We start from the raw sequence: 17,218 nt of genomic DNA, 5'->3' as shown, positions 1-17,218 counted from the left end.
CCCGGAGCTTGCGTCAATCCGTAAACGATAGAAATTTCTTACGAAATCTCGCTGCCCGAAGTCGCGGAATGGCTGAGCAGGCCCATGACGTAAGCGGCCACCGAACGGAAACACACCAGCGTATAGCCGTCCCCGTCTTTCCAGAACGCCGCAGCCACCTGTGCCGCCCTTGTGCGGCGCAATTCCTTCGACCCCAAGGTTGCGAAATCCACCGGAGACAGCTTGGCCAACACCTGATCGGCCTTTGCGCCCTCAATCCGAAACACCGCGCGCGCATCCGATAGCGTTACCACCAGATGATGCTGACCGCGCAAAGCCTCGGCAATCGCCGCTAGCGCCGCATCGGTTTCACCATAAGGCAGCAGCAGCAGATATTCATCCGGGCTCATCCAGCCCGCCGCTTTATCGCCCGCAATCTCAATCTGGCGCTGCGCAGGAACACCCGTCCCCACCGCCGCCTTAATCGCCGCCGCCAACCCCGGCAGATCAGCCTTGGCGCGCAGCGAGATCATCCCAATCGGGCCAATCTCGCGCACTTTCGCGAATCCATCGAACGAGGCATGGCCCAAAGCACTGACTGCATTAGACATTATTTTTCTCCCCGTCTTTATCATAGAACACTGGATCAACCACCTTGGCCTTCACAACCCCGCCGGTGATCGTAGTAAACTCCACCACATCGCCCAAACGATCCATGCCGCCCTTGATCAACCCCATCGCAATGCCCTTCTTCAAGGTCGGCGAGAAGTAGGTCGAAGTGACGCGCCCCTGCGTATTGCCCTGCCCATTAGCATTCTTGCCCGCCGACGGAATATAAGCTCCGTCCTGAATGACCGAGCCGTCCAGAGTCTCAAACCCCGCCAGCTTCCAACGATCGGGGCTCGCCAGATAATTCCGCTCCTGCCCGCGCTTGCCCAAGAAGTCAGCCTTCTTCTTCGAGATCGCCCAGCCCAAGTTCAAATCCTGCGGAATAATGGTGCCATCCGTCTCATCGCCGATCATGATAAAGCCCTTCTCGGCCCGCATGATATGCAGCGCTTCGGTGCCATAGACCATCGCGCCAAACTCCGCGCCCGCTGCGTGCAAAGCTTCCCAGAACGCCAATCCCATGCTCGCCGGAACCGCGACTTCATAGGACAATTCGCCCGAAAAGCTGATCCTGTACACCCGTGCAGGAAAGCCGCCCAAGGTGCCATCGGCCCATTGCATGAACGGCAATGTTTCCTTGGACACATCCATCCCGCCCAATTTCTCCAGCACTTTCCGCGCGTTAGGTCCAACAACCGCCACCTGAGCCAGTTGCTCGGTGACATTGGCGGTATAGACCTGCCAATCCCACCATTCGCATTGCAGCCAATCTTCCATCCAGGCATGGATGCGATCCGCGCCGCCGGATGTGGTGTGGCAAAGCCAAGTATCCTCATCAATCCGCGCCACAACGCCGTCGTCTGACAAGAAACCTTGCTCGGAACACATCAGCCCATAACGGCATTTGCCAACCGGCAAAGTGCTCATCACGCCGGTATAAAGCATGTCCAAGAACCGCCCCGCATCCGGCCCCTTGACGATGATCTTGCCAAGCGTCGAGGCATCCAGCAGCCCCAGATTGGTCCGCGTATTCAGCACCTCACGATGCACCGCCTGCTCGTGGTTCTCACCCGCACGCGGGAAAGTATAGGGCCTGCGCCACAACCCGACAGGTTCAAAATACGCGTGGTTCTTCTCATGCCATGCATGCATCGGCGTCTTGCGAAGCGGCTGGAAGATATCGCCACGCGACTCGCCAGCCAAAGCGCCCAAAGTCACAGGCGCATAGGGCGGGCGGAAGGTGGTGGTACCAACCTGCGGAATTTCTTCATGCAACGCATCAGCAAGCACAGCCAGACCATTGATATTGCTCAGTTTACCTTGATCCGTCGCCATGCCCAAAGTGGTGTAGCGCTTGGTGTGTTCGACCGAAGTATAACCCTCCCGCGCCGCAAGCTGCACGTCGGAGACTTTCACATCGTTCTGATAATCCAGCCACATCTTGGCCTTCAGCGCCGGACCCGCGCCCTGCGGCATGATCCAGACCGCTTCCATATCCGCTTCAGGTGCAGCCTCGGCCACGGCAGCCTTGGCCTCTGCCTTAAATCCAGCCGCCTCAGCCGCCGCCGCGCCACCTTTAGCGCCGCAAACCAAAGCCTCCGCCGCCGTCATCGCGCCATTGGCATTGCCGACAGGCACCACCATCGCCAATCCATCCTGCCCGGTCGGCGGACGGCTTGCGTCAGGGCGGAAATGCGCATGGGTCTTGTCCCAGATCAGCTTACCACCGCAATGGCTCCACAGATGCACGACCGGAGACCAGCCGCCCGACATCGCCACCGCGTCGCAGGAAATCTCTTCCAGAACAGCGCCTTCGCCCGCTTGCACGCAGAGCGAAACCCCAGTGACACGCTTGCCGCCCTTGACCTTGGCAATCGCTTTACCCGTTTCAACGCGAATTCCCATAGCACGGGCTTTCGCAGGCAGATCCCCGGTCACCGAAGCCCGCGCATCCACGATGCAGGGCACTGCCAGCCCCGCCTGCACCAGCGCAATCGCTGTGCGGTAAGCATCGTCATTGTTGGTGACAACCACTGTCCGGTCGCCCGGAGACACCGCGTAATTCACCACATAATCGCGCACCGATCCCGCCAGCATCACACCGGGAATATCGTTGCCTGCAAACGACAACGGCCGCTCAATCGCCCCGGTCGCTGTCACAATCTGCGCCGCCCGAATACGCCACAACCGATGCTTCGGCCGCCCGTCACCCGGCGTGGTATCGGCGATCTTTTCTTCCGCCAGCACATAGCCGTGATCATACACCCCTGCGCCCATGGTGCGCAGCCGCATCGCCACATTCTCAAGTGCGGCAAGGGTTTGCACGGCAGAGTTAATCCAAACCTCAGCCGGTTTTCCCTCAATCACATCGCCATCGACAGGCGCCCGCCCGCCCCAATGCGCCGATTGTTCCAGCAGCATAACCCGCGCACCCGAAGCGCCCGCGACCAAAGCCGCCTGCAAGCCCGCAATACCGCCGCCCAAAATCAGCACATCGCAGAAGCTGTAGGTGTATTCATAGCGGTCGGCGTCGCGCGCGGTCGGAGCCTTGCCAAGCCCCGCCGAGCGGCGGATGATCGGCTCAAACACATGCTTCCACGCCGCGCGCGGCCACATGAAGGTTTTGTAGTAGAAGCCACCCGGCAGGAACCGCGACAGGGTGTTGTTGATCACCCCCACGTCAAATTCCAGCGTCGGCCAGTGGTTCTGGCTCGCCGCTTCCAGCCCATCAAACAGTTCCGTCGTGGTGACGCGCTGGTTCGGCTCAAACCGCCCGTCACGACCAAGCCCGACAATCGCATTGGGTTCTTCCGGCCCCGCCGCCACCAACCCACGCGGGCGGTGATATTTGAAACTGCGGCCCAGCAGCATCTGGTCATTGGCGAGCAGCGCGGCGGCCAGAGTATCGCCTGCAAGTCCGCGCAACTTCTTACCGTTGAACGAAAATTCCTGCGGTGCCGAGCGGTCGATCAGCCGGCCACCTTTTGAGAGACGGGTGCTCATTTGTAACCCTTCCAGTCCGGCCGCTTGGCCTTAATCTTGTCTTGCAAATCAGCAGGCGGAGCCGAAGACTGCGCCGGATAGGTGCCAAACACCTCCAAAGTATTGGTATCCCGCGCCGCCAAAAACCACTTGCCGCAGCCATAAACATGCCGCCAGCGCTCAAAATGCACCCCCTTGGGGTTCTTGCGCGCAAACATGTAATCTTCAAACTCGGTATCCGACGAACCGGGACCAAAGCGCTTGAGATGCGCCTCATAGCCCGGTGTCAGTTCGGTTTCTTCGGCTTTGACGCCGCAATACGGACATTCCAGAATCAGCATAGCGTCATCCCTGTTGGCAATTTGGGCGCAGCAGCCGGAGCCATCTGCGGATACGAAAAAAGGGCGGACACCGCACGGTGTCCGCCCAAAATGAGGTTAGCAGTGTAGGCCCGCAGGCCCGCAGTGTTACGGGTTAGCAGGGGCTGCTGGAGGCGTGGCAGGTGCCGGGTCAGCGGGCGCAGGCGTGACAGGGTCAGCAGGCGCGGGAGTGACCGGATCGGCAGGTGCCGGAGCGACCGGATCAGCCGGAGCTGGCGTGACGGGATCAGCGGGCGCAGGCGCGACCGGATCAGCCGGGGCTGGCGTGACAGGCGTTTCAACCGTGACGTTGTTGGTGTCACCGGTGTTTTTCGCGCCCATATTGCTGTCGCCAAAGACGAACCACAAAAGCAAAGCCACTGCGACGACCAAGCCACCGACGATGAAGCCAAGATTGCTGGCCGGTTTAGGCTCGGTGATACGGATGTCGCGCTCGGGTGGTGTGCGATATTCTTCAGCCATGATGAAGTCTCCTTGCAGAATGTATCTGCCAAGGAAACGCCGCTAAGGGCGCTTTGGTTCCATTGGGGTGCAAAACCCAACATCAATGCGCCACCCCAGCCGCAACGCTTTCATCAATGAACTGTCCTTCCTTGAAGCGCCACATGTTGAACGCCTCGGCCAAAGCCCCCGGTTCGCCTTTCGCCATCAGTTCGGCCATCGCCCAGCCCGAGCCCGGAATCGCCTTAAACCCGCCCGTCCCCCAACCGCAGTTGATAAAGCAATTCCCCAGCGGCGTTTTCGAGATGATCGGCGAGCGGTCCCCAGTCATATCGACAATCCCACCCCATTGCCGCAGCATTTTCAGCCGCGAGATCATCGGGAACGTCTCAATCAGCGCCCGCAGGGTTTCCTCGATGTGGTGGAAAGACCCGCGCTGGGTGAAGTTGTTGAACCCATCGGTGCCACCGCCGATAACCATCTCACCCTTGTCGGATTGCGACATATAGCCATGCACGGTGTTGGCCATCACCACCACATCCATGCAGGGCTTGATCGGCTCGGACACCATGGCTTGCAGTGCCACGGCCTCGATCGGCAGCCGGAAGCCCGCCATTTCAGCAACTTGCCCCGAATGGCCCGCCACCACCACGCCCAGCTTTTTGCAGCCGATGTAGCCCTTCGTGGTCTCCACACCAGTCACAACGCCAGCTTCGGAAGTCACACCCTTAACTTCGCATTGCTGGATGATATCCATGCCCATATCCGAGCAGGCCCGCGCATAGCCCCAAGCGACCGCATCATGCCGCGCCGTACCGCCGCGCGCCTGATACAACGCGCCCAAAATCGGATAACGCGGCCCGTCGATATTGATGATCGGCACCAGTTCTTTAACGCGCTGCGGCGAAATCCACTCGGTCGCGACACCCTGCATGTTGTTGGCGTGCACCGTGCGCAGATACCCCCGCACCTCGTGATGGGTTTGCCCCAGCATCAGCAGGCCACGCGGGCTAAACATCACGTTATAGTTCAGATCCTGCGACATCGTCTCATAGAGGCTACGCGCCTTTTCATAGATCGCAGCCGAGGGGTCTTGCAGGTAGTTCGAGCGGATGATCGTGGTGTTCCGCCCAGTGTTGCCACCGCCCAGCCAGCCCTTTTCGATGATCGCCACATTGGTGATGCCGAAATTCTTGCCAAGGTAATAGGCGGTCGCCAGACCATGCCCGCCTGCGCCCACGATGATCACATCATAGTGCTTTTTCGGCGCAGGTGCGGCCCAAGCACGCTCCCAGCCCAAGTGATAATTCAGCGCCTGTTTGGCGATGGCGAAAACCGAATAGCGTTTCATGGGCTGGCCCTCATATCTTCCGCCGCTTATCGCGTGATCCCTGTTTGTATCCCGCACCACCAGCGGCACAATCGGGAAAATTACGACATAGGTGGTGATTTCAGACCGACGCCCCGGCCTGCGGCAGAATCCCCCCTTTTGCGGGGCTGCCAAACCGCCTACATCGGGGCCAGTGAGTAAGGGGCGGATGATGCAGGATTGGTTTTTCTGGGCAGCGGTGACAGCCCTCACGGTTGGCGTGGGGGTGATCCTGCTACAAGCCTACCGTCGCGGCGATGCCAGCAGCGACACTGACGCCGCTCTGAAAGTCTACCGCGATCAGCTGGCCGAGGTCGACCGCGACCTTGCCCGCGCGGTGATCTCAGCCCCAGAGGCCGAGCGGGTGAAAACCGAAGTCTCGCGCCGCCTGCTGGATGCTGACCGTGCGCGGCAAATCCCCGCCGCTAACAGCCACGGCAAACTCTGGCCCACTGCCCTCGCCCTGATCCTAGCGGCTGTTGCAGCGCTTTACACCTATGACCGCATCGGCGCCCCCGGCTATGGCGATCTGCCCTTGACCGACCGCCTCGCCATGGCTGATCAGGCCTACCGCGACCGCCCGAGCCAAACCACAGCCGAGGCCGCAGCCCCCGCAGCCACGCCAAAGCCCGATGCCGAATTCGTAGCCCTGATGGAAAAGCTCCGCACCGCTGTCTCAGCCCGCCCGGATGATCAACAAGGCCTCGCCCTGCTGGCAAAAAACGAAGCCCAGCTTGGTAATTACATCGCCGCCCGTAAGGCGCAAGAACACCTGCTCAGCCTGATCGGCGACAAAGCCAGTGCCAATGATCATGCAGGCCTAGCGCAAACCATGATCTTCGCCGCAGGGGGCCTTGTGACGCCTGAAGCTGAAAAACACCTGATCCGCGCGCTGGAGCTTGACCCCACAAACCCGCTCGCCCGCTATTTCTCGGGCCTGATGTTCGCCGAAATCGGCCGCCCCGACCGGGCTTTTGCTCTGTGGGAACCCCTGCTGCGCGAAGGCCCCGCGACCGCCCCTTGGATCGCGCCCATTCAAGGCATGTTGCAAGACACCGCCGACGCCGCTGGCATCAAATACCAACTCCCCGCCAACAAGGGCCCGACAGCGGAAGATGTCGCCAACGCAGGCGAGATGTCGGCGGCAGATCGCCAAGACATGATCAGAGGCATGGTCGGCCAGCTTGAAACCCGCCTGACCACCGATGGCGGCCCGGTGGAAGACTGGGCCAAGCTGATCACCTCGCTGGGGGTGATTGGTGAGAAGACCCGCGCCAAAGCCGCCTATGACAAGGCGCTGACCGTGTTCCAAGCCGATGACGCCGCTTTGGGGACAATCGAAGCCGCTGCCTCCACCGCCGGGGTCACGCCATGATCCTGACCGACATCACCGACTTCGCCGCAAGCCTGCCGCAGGGCCGTGCCATCTGCGGCCTCGACCTTGGCGACAAAACCATCGGCATCGCGGTTTCCGACCTGCGCCGAAGCGTTTCAACCCCAATCCACGTTATCCGCCGCACCAAATTCACCGAAGACGCGAGCGCCCTGCTGGCGATCCTGACCGAGCGCAACATCGCAGGCATCATCCTCGGCCTGCCCCTCAACATGGACGGCTCCGAAGGCCCGCGCGTGCAATCCACCCGCGCCTTCGCCCGCAACCTGATAAAGCTGACCGAGCTGCCGATCACCTTCTGGGATGAACGCCTGTCCACCGTTGCGGCAGAGCGCGCGCTGATAGAGGCGGATACGTCTCGAAAGCGTCGCCGCGAGGTGATCGATCAAGTCGCAGCGGGCTATATTCTACAAGGTGCGCTGGATCGGCTGGCCTATATGGGCCGCACGCCGCCACCTCAACAGGATGAGACCTGAATGGACGAAGTCTGGAAACGCGAAGAAGTTCAAAGCCCCTGCGTCAAGCTCTGCGTCGTCCACCCCGAGGCCCGCATCTGCGTCGGCTGTTTCCGCAGCATAGATGAGATCGCAAGCTGGTCCCGCCTGTCCGCGCCCGAGCGCACAGCCATCATGACCGACCTGCCCTCCCGCGCGGCCACGTTGACCAAGCGACGCGGTGGCCGCATGGCCCGGCTGTCGGGCTCAGATCAAAACACCTAAATAAGCAAGTAATATCTTATGATTATCACATTGCCGTTACCGCTGCACTGTGGTCAGGTAACACATGTTAACGATTCTTAAATTGGAGTGAAAATGCTGCCCTTCGGAAAATACGCCGCCCTCACAGCCGTGCTTGCAATGTCTGCTTGTACCAGCAGTGGCGGAGGTTCAGGTTCGCTCAGTGCCGCACAAGTCCGCGCCCTGCCCGTCACCGCCACTATGCCGACGAGTGGCAAAGCCACCTATAAAGGCAAAACTTCGCAAACCGATTATGAACCAAGCCTCGGCGGTAATCTGACGCTCACCTCGGATGTCCGTCTGGACGCTAATTTTGCAACCAATCAAATTGATGGTACGGTCTCAAATATCAAAGCCAAAGCCGCACAAGGCAGCGTCGCGTATGATGGCAGCCTGAGAGGTACGGGTAACATCTATGGATCGCAATTCGATGTTCGAACCACAGGTGTGCTGACCTCCCGCAATACTGGAAATACTATTTATACTGGCGCCGACATTGACGGCACGTTCAAAGGCACAAATGCCGATGCTATTGATGGCAGCGTGACATTCGTCGGCTCGCCAACAACATCCTTGATTGCGATCAAACAATAGCAGCTTTGGCCCAGCCAATGCCTGCGGGCAGGGCTGTCGCGGTCAGGATCAATGTGAGACACTCGCTGTTTTTCAGACAGTTGCGGGCGGCTATTTGCGGCGGCATGATCGCCGCAGCGCCGCTACCGCTTGCCGCACAAACACCCGCCACCAACTGGCAGGCAGCCCTCGACTCCGGCGCCCCCCGCCTGATGTTGTTTGCGCTGCAAATCGAAAAACCCCAAGGCGCGGATGATTTCGTGGCAAGGCTGCAATACGGCCAAGCCATGCAGCAGACCAAAGCTGCGCCGCCGGTGATGCTGTCCTACCGCGCCAATCTACGCCCGATTGTCGCCTATGATGGCAATATCAACTCTGGCGCGCCGGGCGATGGTTACTACATCGGCGATATCCTGTTTCACAACGAAGACCCCGATGCGCGCGCCAAAGCCGGGATGGTGTTTGGTGGCGAAGCCAGCCTGACCGTCCGCTTTGCCATAGCCCCCGGTCGCACGCTGGATTTGACGGCTTACGGCACACAAGCGCATTCCTTCGACTATGGCCTTGATGTTCTGAACGCGGGTCTCTCGGCGTGCGGCGCGCAATATTTGGGCCGTACCAGTTGGGCCGAGATTTGCCTCGGCGACACCTTCAGCCAGCGTGACAATGCACCCGAGCGCGAACGCTTTGCCTCCATCGGCATCAGCAAAGTCTTCGCCTCGCGCTTTGGTTTCCACGAAGCCCGCGCCACCGTGCAGACATCCCAACGCAAGGACTACGACAAAACCAGCCTCAGCTTGCAGCTGATCACCGCCAAGGCAGGCTTGGGCGCGCTCACCCTGCGCATCGACGCAAGCGAACGCATCCCCGGCTACAACACCCGCCTGTTCGGCAGCTCTGCCGCGCTCACCCGCCCCATCGCGGGCGTCTCGACCACGCTATTCGCAGGCTACGGCCTCGAGGCGGGCGGCACGATTTTTGACCATCCCCGCCGGGATGAGGTTTTCTCCATCGGCCTCAGCCGCAAGCTGACCAGCCACGCCGAAGCCAGCCTCCGGCTCAGCCAGCGCCAATCCACCATTCCGGCCTATGATGGGGTTTCGGTCGATCTCGATGTGGCCCTGATCGACTTCTGACCCAAGGTTGACACGACTCGCGGATCGGCCCAGCCTTTCCTCATATTTCCAAGCCGTTTTCAGCGATATGAGGTTGCCATGCCAATTCCCACCCTCGGGCAGATCCCGCTGGATTTCGCCACCCTGCGCGCCGGTTATCCCACCTACAACCGCCTGCCGAAACACATCGGAGACTACATGGATGCGCTGAACGTCGGCAACACCGGGCCGCGCAACACCCCCTGTTGCTTCCAGATTTCCGAGGCGCTGAACCTCGCCGGGGCCGAACACAAAATCCCCGCCCGCAGCTATCGCCGCCCCTGCGCCAGACTGGGCCAGAACTACTATCTCGGCGCTGTCGATGAGTTGGAAACCTATCTCACAAACCGCTACGGCCGCGGCGATACGGTCTATTCCGGCCCCGCCCATGGCGACATCCACGCCATCAAAGCCCGCCTTGCTGGCCGCTCCGGCATCATCACCTTCCGCGACAACGGCTACGGCCTGCACACCGAACTCTGGAACGGCGAGCATATCATCCAGAACGGCGCCCCCGGTTCCAATGGCGCGGGCATGTCCGAGCGCGGCATCTTCGGCGTCCCCCGCATCGTCTTCTGGCAATGCACGGGCGACGATGCGCGCGAGCCTATGCCCGCTTGGGCCGTCGGCTGGTGGCAGATCGAAACCATCACCGACCCCTATTTCTACTACATCTCCGACCAATATGTGGTGTTCTACACCACCACCCGCCCCGCCAATATCCTGACCCAACCGGTGCGGGGGGCGATGATGCAGGGCGTGGTGACGCTGAACGATGCCCGCCCCGGCCTCTCGATCCAATGGGAGCCTTCTGCCGATGGCGAGACCACCGAAACCTATGTCCTCGACGCCGAGCCCGGCCATATGACCGGCAGCATCAACAACACCCTGCCCGCGCTGGCCACCAAAATGACCCTCGCCATGCCGGCCCCGCCGCCCCGGCGCAGACGCTAGTCAGCGCCTAGCTGACCAAAAGATCATCCATCAGCGCCGCCTTGGTGGTGTTCAGCACGGTCAGCACATCGCCCTCGCCAAAGTTGAACACCACATTCGCGCCATACTGCAACGCATGGCTCAAAGCCTGCGTGGCCGTGCTGACCCCGACAAAGCCGCTCAGCACCAGCACGTCGACATTATCCTCGAAATCCATCACCCGATCCGCGCCAGAGGTTTTCGCGAACAAAAACTGATCCGCCCCCGCCCCCCCGGTCAGAAAATCCCGTCCCGCGCCGCCATCCAGCCGATCATTGCCCGCGCCACCGATCAGGCTGTCTTGGCCATCCAGCCCGAACAACTGGTCGTTGCCCGCCCCTCCGGTCAGCCGATTGGCCAGCCCGTTACCAGTCCCGGTAAAATCCCCGACCCCGATAAACGTCAGATGCTCGACCTGAGTCTGCGCCTCCAAACCCGGACGGCTCAACGAATACACCCGCGCCGTGCTCAGCACCGTATCCACGCCCTCGCCGACCAGTTCGCGCACAGAATCCGCCGTCTGATCCACGACATAGGTATCATTGCCGACACCGCCATACAGCTGATCGCGCCCCATGCCACCATCCAGCCGATCATTGCCGCGCCCGCCAAACAGCGCATCAATTCCCGCGCCACCGATCAGGTGATCCGATCCATCCTGCCCAAACAGAAAATCATCGCCCGCAAACCCCGAAAGCTGATCATTGCCGGTGCCGCCATAGAGGAAATCATTCGAGATCGCGCGCCCATTGATCGTATCATTGCCGCCATAACCAAAGCCAAAGCCCGCATATTGCGCCGCATCCGTGCCCGCCTCGCCAGCAGCAACCTCATAGGCCTCATTGCGCAGGGTCATTTTGGTCAGGCTAACGCCCACAACTTCCCCCGCCGCCTGAGCCGCAGTGCCGTGCTGCCCCAGTGAAAACGCATCCATCGCATGGGCCAAGGAATGTTGATGCCGCGCGGTCAGGGACCCATCGGCATTGATCACCATCAGGCTAGAGGCCCCAGTTTGCAGCCCCGGATACCAACCCACCCCCATGCCATGCGCGGCAAACCATTCATAACTCGCGGCCGCGAGATCGTCCTCATTCAACAGCGATCCCGGATCATCAACCTTACCATCGGCATTGGTCTCGGTGATCAGCACCGCATCGCCCGCGACCGACGCAAACAGCGTATCCAGCAAGGCTGAAAGTTCGGCACTGGTGGTCGGCAGATGCGTGCCCATCCAGCCCGGATAGAGATGCGACGACCACACCAGATTTTCGCCCACCCCGGCGCGCAGATAGTCCAGTGCCGAAACCCCGCCAATCATCGTGCCCGCCAGCGTCAGAAAATCGCCGTTATAGCCCCAACCGCCGACCAATATCTTGCCCGCCGCCCGCGCTTCAATCAGTTCGGTCAGCGCAATCGCATGATCGGCGTACAGCTTGACGAAATCCGCCTTATCTAGATCACCCTGCGTGCCATTCGCGCGCACCGAATGTTTGTAGCCTGCGGATTCGTTCATCAGCTCCCAGCCATAAACCGAATCCTCGACCGATTTATGCTGATCCATCCAGTCGAGCATTTTGCTCCAAGCCCCGGACACATCACTGTAATTGGCTTGCAGCGCCGCATAGGCTTCAGCGTTGCTCAGCGCAGGCCAACCCTCGATGCCGCGCCCGATATTCTGCGCATCGCCGCCGGCGTAAACCATGGTCAGCTGATAGCCCGCCGCCGTGGCCGCCGCGAGAAACCGCTCCATCTGCGGGTTCAGCGAGCCATCCGCGTTGAAGGAAAATTCGTTGAACTGCACCCGCAGATTGTTCACCAGCGGCAGCGCTGCCTTGATACCAGCGACGAATTGCTCAGGGTTGCCATACATGTCTTGCGGGATGATTTGCACCGGGTCCTGCCACGTCCCGCCCGAGCCGTCAGCCGCCTTCATCACGATGTTGATCATCGCAATGCCGCTTGTCGCCGTTGCAGCCGTAAGTCCCATGCCAAGCAGCCTTCTGAACACATCCGCCCAAACGCTTGGCACAAGGCCCCCCAGCCCATGCCACGCAGGATGACCTCGGCCGCAGGGCCGGGATCATCCTCGGGAAGATGTGGCTGAACTTCGTGGTCAAACTTGGGCAATTTCGCGCAGTTGGCATGGCCATTCTGCGCGACTGTATCCAGTTTAACATAACAACCTAAGGTTGCATATGTTAATGATCCGTTAACCCGACACTACAAGCCCTTGATTCATAACGGCCCTAAACCTGTCCACGCGTGGACAAACGGCCCCTACCAGCCCACAACCTTGCGCAGCATATTGAGTGCCACCAAAGTGATAAACACCGCAAACGCCCGTTTCAGCGGTTTCGGATCCATCGCATGCGCCAGCTTCACCCCCCACGGCGTGGTCAGCATGGTCGAGCCAATCACCACCAAAAACGCCGGCAGATTGACCGCCCCAACCGTATAAGGCGGCGCGTTTTCAATCGGCACGAACAAAAATCCCAGCACCGAAGGCGTCGCAATCAACACCCCCAACCCCGCCGCCGTGGCGACAGCTCGGTGGATCGGCACGCCATAAAGGCTCATCAACGGCACCCCAAACGTGCCGCCCCCGATCCCCATCATCGCCGAACAAAACGCCAGCACCGAGGCCATGATCCCGCGCGTAGGCTGCCCCGGAAGCTGCGTGCCCAACCGCCAGCTAGGCTTGCCAAACGCCATATAAAGCCCCGCCAGCCCCGCCAGCACCCCGAACACCACCTGCAACACCACCGACTTCACCAAAGCCGCCACCAACGTCCCCGCCAAGGCACCGCCGACAATAAACGGTGCCCAATCCCGCAGCATCTGCCAATCCACCGCGCCCTTCTTATGGTGCGACGCAACCGAGCGCGGCGAGGTCACCACAATCGTCGCAAGCGAGGTCGCCACACAAATCTGCATCAGTTGCGGCCCGTCATAGCCGAGATGACTGAAGGCATAGAAAAACGCCGGCACCAGCACGATACCGCCGCCCACCCCCAGCAATCCCGCCACCACCCCAGCCACCCCGCCGATCACGAAAAGCAACGCCACCATCGGCAAGAGCGTGGAAATTTCGGGCATGACAGCTCCTCTTTCGGATACGAAACATAGCCCAAGACTTAGCCCGACTTGTCGGCGCATACCAGCCGTTCAGACCTTTCCCTCCCCCCCAATCCAAGCTAAACCTCGCCCATTGTCCGACATTTGAGGTTTCCATGCCAAAATCCGTATCGCTAATGCGCTACTCGCTGATCCTTGGCCTTGTCGCCGCTGTCGGCCCGTTCGCGATTGACATGTACCTGCCCGCGATGCCGAAGATCCAAGATGATCTGGCGACCACGATGCAGGCGGTGCAATGGACGATTGTGGCGTATTTTCTGGCCTTTGGCGTGGCCCAACTGGTCTACGGTCCGTGGGCAGACCAAGCGGGCCGCAAGCCGCCGATGTATGCGGGGCTGGCGCTGTTCATGGTGGGCACGGTGATCTGCGCAGTGGCGCCCACAGTTGAAATTCTGATCTTCGGCCGCTTCATCCAAGGCATCGGCGGGGCGGCCAATATGGTGGTGCTGCGCGCGATGATCCGCGATCTCGCCACCGGAGCCGACGCCACACGCATGATGTCCACCATCATGATCGTCATCGCAATCTCGCCTTTGCTCGCCCCACTGTCCGGCTCAGCGCTGCTGACGTTTGGCACATGGCGATTGGTGTTCTGGGCACTGCTTCTGGCGGCCAGCCTCAGCTTTTTCATGATCTATTTCATGGTGGATGAAACTCTGCCGCCCGAAAACCGCCAACGCTTTGACCTGATTACCATGCGCAAAGGTCTGGGTGTGTTGTTCAGCGACCGGAGTTTTCTGGCGATGACCTTCCTTGCAGGCTTTGCTTTCGCCAGCTTCTTTGTCTTCATCGCTTCGGCCTCGTTTGTCTACACCGGGCAATTTGGCCTCAGCCCGACGCAGTTCTCATTTGCCTTCGCCATCAACGCCTTCGGCTTCTTCGCGGCGTCGCAATTCGCCGCCACCATCAGCCGCCGGGTTGGCGCAAAAAGGATGATCGTGCGGGCCACGACCGGGTTTGCACTTGCCACCTTCGGCCTGTTCGCGCTGGCTTTGCTGGGCTTTGCCAACCTCTACGTCACCATCGCCGGGCTGTTTTTGGCAAACATGTTCCTCGGCGTCGTGTTGCCGACCGCACAGGTTTTGGCGCTAGAGGAACAAGGCGAGCATGCGGGCTTGGCGGCATCCTTGGGCGGCACCATGCAGATGGTCGCGGCTGGCGTTCTGGTGGCGGCAACCGGGCCGTTCATGGATGGCACCGTGGTGCCGATGCTGGGCGCGGTTGCTTTGTGTGGCGTGATTGCCTTGGTGCTGTCGCGGCTGATCCCACGTCACGCGGCGGTGGCAGCAGCCTGAAGTTCACCCAAAGCGGCGTCTAAAACATCCAACCCCGCGCCGGGTTTGTTGGCGCGTTCCGACAACACCCGGCGCCAACCGCGCGCGCCGGGTCGCCCGGTGAACAGCCCCAACATATGCCGGGTGATCTGATGCAGACGCCCACCTGTCGCAATGTGGTCGAGGATGTAGGGCCGCATGGCCTCAACCGCGCCAAAGGCATCCACGCCCGAAGCATCACCCCACAAAGCATCGGCCCCCACCAGCACAGAAGCCGGATCGTGGTAAGCCGCGCGCCCCAGCATCACGCCATCAATCCCCTGATCCAGCAGAGTTTTCGCTTGCGTTAGCGAGGTGATCCCACCATTGATGCAGATCGTCAGCTGCGGGAAGGCCGCTTTCATCCGCAGCACCAGATCATAATTCAGCGGCGGAATCTCACGGTTTTCTTTCGGCGACAGCCCCTTCAGCCAAGCCTTGCGGGCGTGGATGATAAAATGGCTCGCCCCCGCGCCTGAGACTTTTTCCAGAAAGTCCGGCAGCACGGCTTCGGGGTCTTGCTCATCCACACCAATCCGGCATTTCACCGTCACAGGCACATTCGCCTCAGCGATCATCGCCGCGACACATTCCGCGACCAGCGTCGGGCGCTCCATCAGCACCGCGCCAAAGCAACCGGATTGCACCCGGTCTGACGGGCAGCCGACGTTCAGATTGATCTCGTCATAGCCCCAAGCGCCCGCGATCCGCGTTGCCTCAGCCAGTTCCCGCGGATCAGAGCCACCAATTTGCAGCGCAATCGGATGTTCCGCGGCGCTGAAATCCAGCAGGCGATCTTTTGGGCCATGCAGGATGGCAGCAGCCGTCACCATCTCGGTATACAGCATCGCGCGGCGGGTCATCTGGCGGTGGAAGTATCGACAATGTCGGTCAGACCAATCCATCATCGGCGCGACCGACAAGCGGTGCGCCATTGAAATACTTGTTTTTATTGAATTTTCAGTCATATGTGCTAGATCTCGGAAGGTCGGATTTGGCGTTGTTATGGCGTATTTGGGCCGATAGATCGCAAACGGTAGTCCAAGGACTACCAAAAAACACATCTTGGACTACCGGAAAATGGGTACAATCGTAGAACGGACGCGTGCGGATGGAAGTGTCGCCTTTCGGGCGCAGATCCTTATCAAGTCCAACAGTCGCATCGTCCATCAGGAATCCTCCACCTTCGATCGGCGCTCGACAGCCGAAGCCTGGCTCAAGAGTCGCGAACGGGAACTTCATTCCCCGGGCGGGTTGGAAGCAGTTCAACGCAAGACAGGGTCGGTCGGAGACATTCTCAAAGACTACCTCACCGAGATGGGAACTTCCATGGGGCGCACCAAGACGCAAGTTCTTCGGTCGATCCGGGCAGAATACATGATCGCCGAAATTCCCTGTCAGGATCTGCGCAGCAAGGACATCGTGGACTTCGCCGGCACCCTGCGACGCGGCGAACGGGACCCATCCACGGTCCAGAACTACCTCAGTCATCTTAGCGCGGCCCTTTCGATCGCACGGACGGCCTGAGGTTACGACCTTGACCGGGCCGCCGTGGAAGATGGCGTAGCCGCAGCCCGGCATCTGGGTCTTGCAACGAAATCCAAATCAAGAGATCGCCGCCCTACCCTGCTGGAAATCGACAGCCTGATGGCACATTTCACGGAAACCGGTATCCGTGATACAGGCAGCCTGCCGATGCACAGGGTCATGACGTTCGCTATCTTCTCGACCCGCAGACAAGATGAAATCAACCGGATCACGTGGGAAGATTTCGACAAAGCGGCGATGCGGCAGCTTGTTCGTGATATGAAGCATCCGGGCCAAAAAAAGGGCAACGACGTATATTGTGAGGTGACACCCGAGGCCCTGCGCGTAATGAACCTCTAGACAAAACGGACGGGTCGGGTGTTCCCGTACAACTCGGATACGGTCAGCCGTCGCTTTACCCATGCATGCAAGTTCCCCGAGATCGAGGACCTGCACTTTCACGATCTGCGCCACGACGGGGTCTCGCGGCTGTTCGAGATGGGTAGGACGATCCCCGAAACTGCTGCCGTATCGGGACATCGGAGTTGGCAATCCCTGCAGAGGTATGTCCACCTGCGGGGTTCAGGCGATAAGTTCGATGGATGGGGATGGTGGGAGCGGCTGGAGGGGTAGCGGATGTGTATCTAGATCCTT

General features: G+C 60.3%; 18 protein-coding genes. 10 read left to right on the top strand and 8 right to left on the bottom strand.

Translation table 11 applies throughout. The features are described from left to right. Positions 1 to 38: 38 nt before the first annotated feature. The 5 genes from ACS5RD_RS14675 to ACS5RD_RS14655 all read right to left on the bottom strand — a co-directional run bounded on the left by ACS5RD_RS14675 (position 39) and on the right by ACS5RD_RS14655 (position 5,742). Positions 39 to 590, bottom strand: coding sequence for a sarcosine oxidase subunit gamma (locus ACS5RD_RS14675; protein ID WP_489928036.1), 552 nt, complete (start codon positions 588 to 590; stop codon positions 39 to 41). Continuing rightward, a complete protein-coding gene (locus tag ACS5RD_RS14670; protein ID WP_489928035.1) occupies positions 583 to 3,591 on the bottom strand; it encodes a sarcosine oxidase subunit alpha family protein in 3,009 nt (1,002 codons plus the stop codon). Before ACS5RD_RS14670 ends, ACS5RD_RS14675 begins: the two co-directional genes overlap by 8 nt. Next, complete coding sequence (locus ACS5RD_RS14665; RefSeq protein WP_054008561.1) at positions 3,588 to 3,911, bottom strand: sarcosine oxidase subunit delta; 324 nt, start codon at positions 3,909 to 3,911, stop codon at positions 3,588 to 3,590. The genes ACS5RD_RS14670 and ACS5RD_RS14665 overlap by 4 nt, the downstream gene beginning before the upstream one ends. Before the next feature lie 126 nt (positions 3,912 to 4,037). Continuing rightward, entirely contained in the window at positions 4,038 to 4,412 is a 375-nt protein-coding gene (locus ACS5RD_RS14660; RefSeq protein WP_489928034.1) for a hypothetical protein, read from the bottom strand. 82 nt (positions 4,413 to 4,494) lie between these two features. Next, entirely contained in the window at positions 4,495 to 5,742 is a 1,248-nt protein-coding gene (locus ACS5RD_RS14655) for a sarcosine oxidase subunit beta family protein (protein ID WP_489928033.1), read from the bottom strand. 190 nt (positions 5,743 to 5,932) lie between these two features. On the opposite strand from ACS5RD_RS14655, the gene ccmI reads away from it, so the two are divergent. The 6 genes from ccmI (at position 5,933) to ACS5RD_RS14625 (ending at position 10,571) form a co-directional block, all read left to right on the top strand. Beyond that, a complete protein-coding gene (gene ccmI / locus ACS5RD_RS14650; RefSeq protein WP_489928032.1) occupies positions 5,933 to 7,135 on the top strand; it encodes a c-type cytochrome biogenesis protein CcmI in 1,203 nt (400 codons plus the stop codon). Further along, complete coding sequence (ruvX, locus tag ACS5RD_RS14645) at positions 7,132 to 7,629, top strand: Holliday junction resolvase RuvX (RefSeq protein WP_054008557.1); 498 nt, start codon at positions 7,132 to 7,134, stop codon at positions 7,627 to 7,629. Before ccmI ends, ruvX begins: the two co-directional genes overlap by 4 nt. Then, on the top strand, positions 7,630 to 7,872 hold the full coding sequence (locus ACS5RD_RS14640) for a DUF1289 domain-containing protein (protein WP_054008556.1): 243 nt from the start codon (positions 7,630 to 7,632) through the stop codon (positions 7,870 to 7,872). Positions 7,873 to 7,965: 93 nt separating this feature from the next. Then, complete coding sequence (locus ACS5RD_RS14635) at positions 7,966 to 8,484, top strand: transferrin-binding protein-like solute binding protein (RefSeq protein ID WP_156317749.1); 519 nt, start codon at positions 7,966 to 7,968, stop codon at positions 8,482 to 8,484. Between the two features lie 104 nt (positions 8,485 to 8,588). Further along, complete coding sequence (locus tag ACS5RD_RS14630) at positions 8,589 to 9,599, top strand: hypothetical protein (RefSeq protein ID WP_489928031.1); 1,011 nt, start codon at positions 8,589 to 8,591, stop codon at positions 9,597 to 9,599. Positions 9,600 to 9,677: 78 nt separating this feature from the next. Then, positions 9,678 to 10,571 (top strand): T6SS effector amidase Tae4 family protein, encoded by an 894-nt coding sequence (locus ACS5RD_RS14625; protein WP_489928030.1) that lies wholly within the window; start codon positions 9,678 to 9,680, stop codon positions 10,569 to 10,571. 7 nt (positions 10,572 to 10,578) lie between these two features. On the opposite strand, the gene ACS5RD_RS14620 is transcribed toward ACS5RD_RS14625, so the two are convergent. Both ACS5RD_RS14620 and ACS5RD_RS14615 read right to left on the bottom strand, forming a co-directional pair. Then, positions 10,579 to 12,576, bottom strand: coding sequence for a hypothetical protein (locus tag ACS5RD_RS14620; RefSeq protein ID WP_489928029.1), 1,998 nt, complete (start codon positions 12,574 to 12,576; stop codon positions 10,579 to 10,581). A 290-nt stretch (positions 12,577 to 12,866) separates the two neighbouring features. Further along, positions 12,867 to 13,685 (bottom strand): sulfite exporter TauE/SafE family protein, encoded by an 819-nt coding sequence (locus ACS5RD_RS14615; protein ID WP_489928028.1) that lies wholly within the window; start codon positions 13,683 to 13,685, stop codon positions 12,867 to 12,869. Between the two features lie 134 nt (positions 13,686 to 13,819). On the opposite strand from ACS5RD_RS14615, the gene ACS5RD_RS14610 reads away from it, so the two are divergent. Next, entirely contained in the window at positions 13,820 to 15,019 is a 1,200-nt protein-coding gene (locus ACS5RD_RS14610; protein ID WP_489928027.1) for a multidrug effflux MFS transporter, read from the top strand. On the opposite strand, the gene dusA is transcribed toward ACS5RD_RS14610, so the two are convergent. Next, positions 14,995 to 16,005 carry a tRNA dihydrouridine(20/20a) synthase DusA gene (dusA, locus tag ACS5RD_RS14605; protein WP_489928026.1) on the bottom strand — a complete coding sequence of 337 codons (1,011 nt, stop codon included), beginning with the start codon at positions 16,003 to 16,005 and terminating at the stop codon, positions 14,995 to 14,997. The two genes, ACS5RD_RS14610 and dusA, sit on opposite strands and share 25 nt — an antisense overlap. A 97-nt stretch (positions 16,006 to 16,102) precedes the next feature. On the opposite strand from dusA, the gene ACS5RD_RS14600 reads away from it, so the two are divergent. From ACS5RD_RS14600 to ACS5RD_RS14590, 3 genes are read left to right on the top strand one after another with little or no spacing between them, the layout of a single operon-like run. Beyond that, positions 16,103 to 16,564, top strand: a complete 462-nt coding sequence (locus tag ACS5RD_RS14600; protein WP_489928025.1) for a hypothetical protein — start codon at positions 16,103 to 16,105, stop codon at positions 16,562 to 16,564. Between the two features lie 24 nt (positions 16,565 to 16,588). Then, a complete protein-coding gene (locus ACS5RD_RS14595) occupies positions 16,589 to 16,924 on the top strand; it encodes a hypothetical protein (protein ID WP_489928024.1) in 336 nt (111 codons plus the stop codon). 18 nt (positions 16,925 to 16,942) lie between these two features. After that, positions 16,943 to 17,197 (top strand): tyrosine-type recombinase/integrase, encoded by a 255-nt coding sequence (locus ACS5RD_RS14590; protein WP_489928023.1) that lies wholly within the window; start codon positions 16,943 to 16,945, stop codon positions 17,195 to 17,197. The last annotated feature ends 21 nt before the right edge of the window (positions 17,198 to 17,218 follow it).

The organism is Cypionkella sp. PAMC25878 (assembly GCF_058135695.1).
This window is presented reverse-complemented; position numbering and strand designations above follow the sequence as displayed.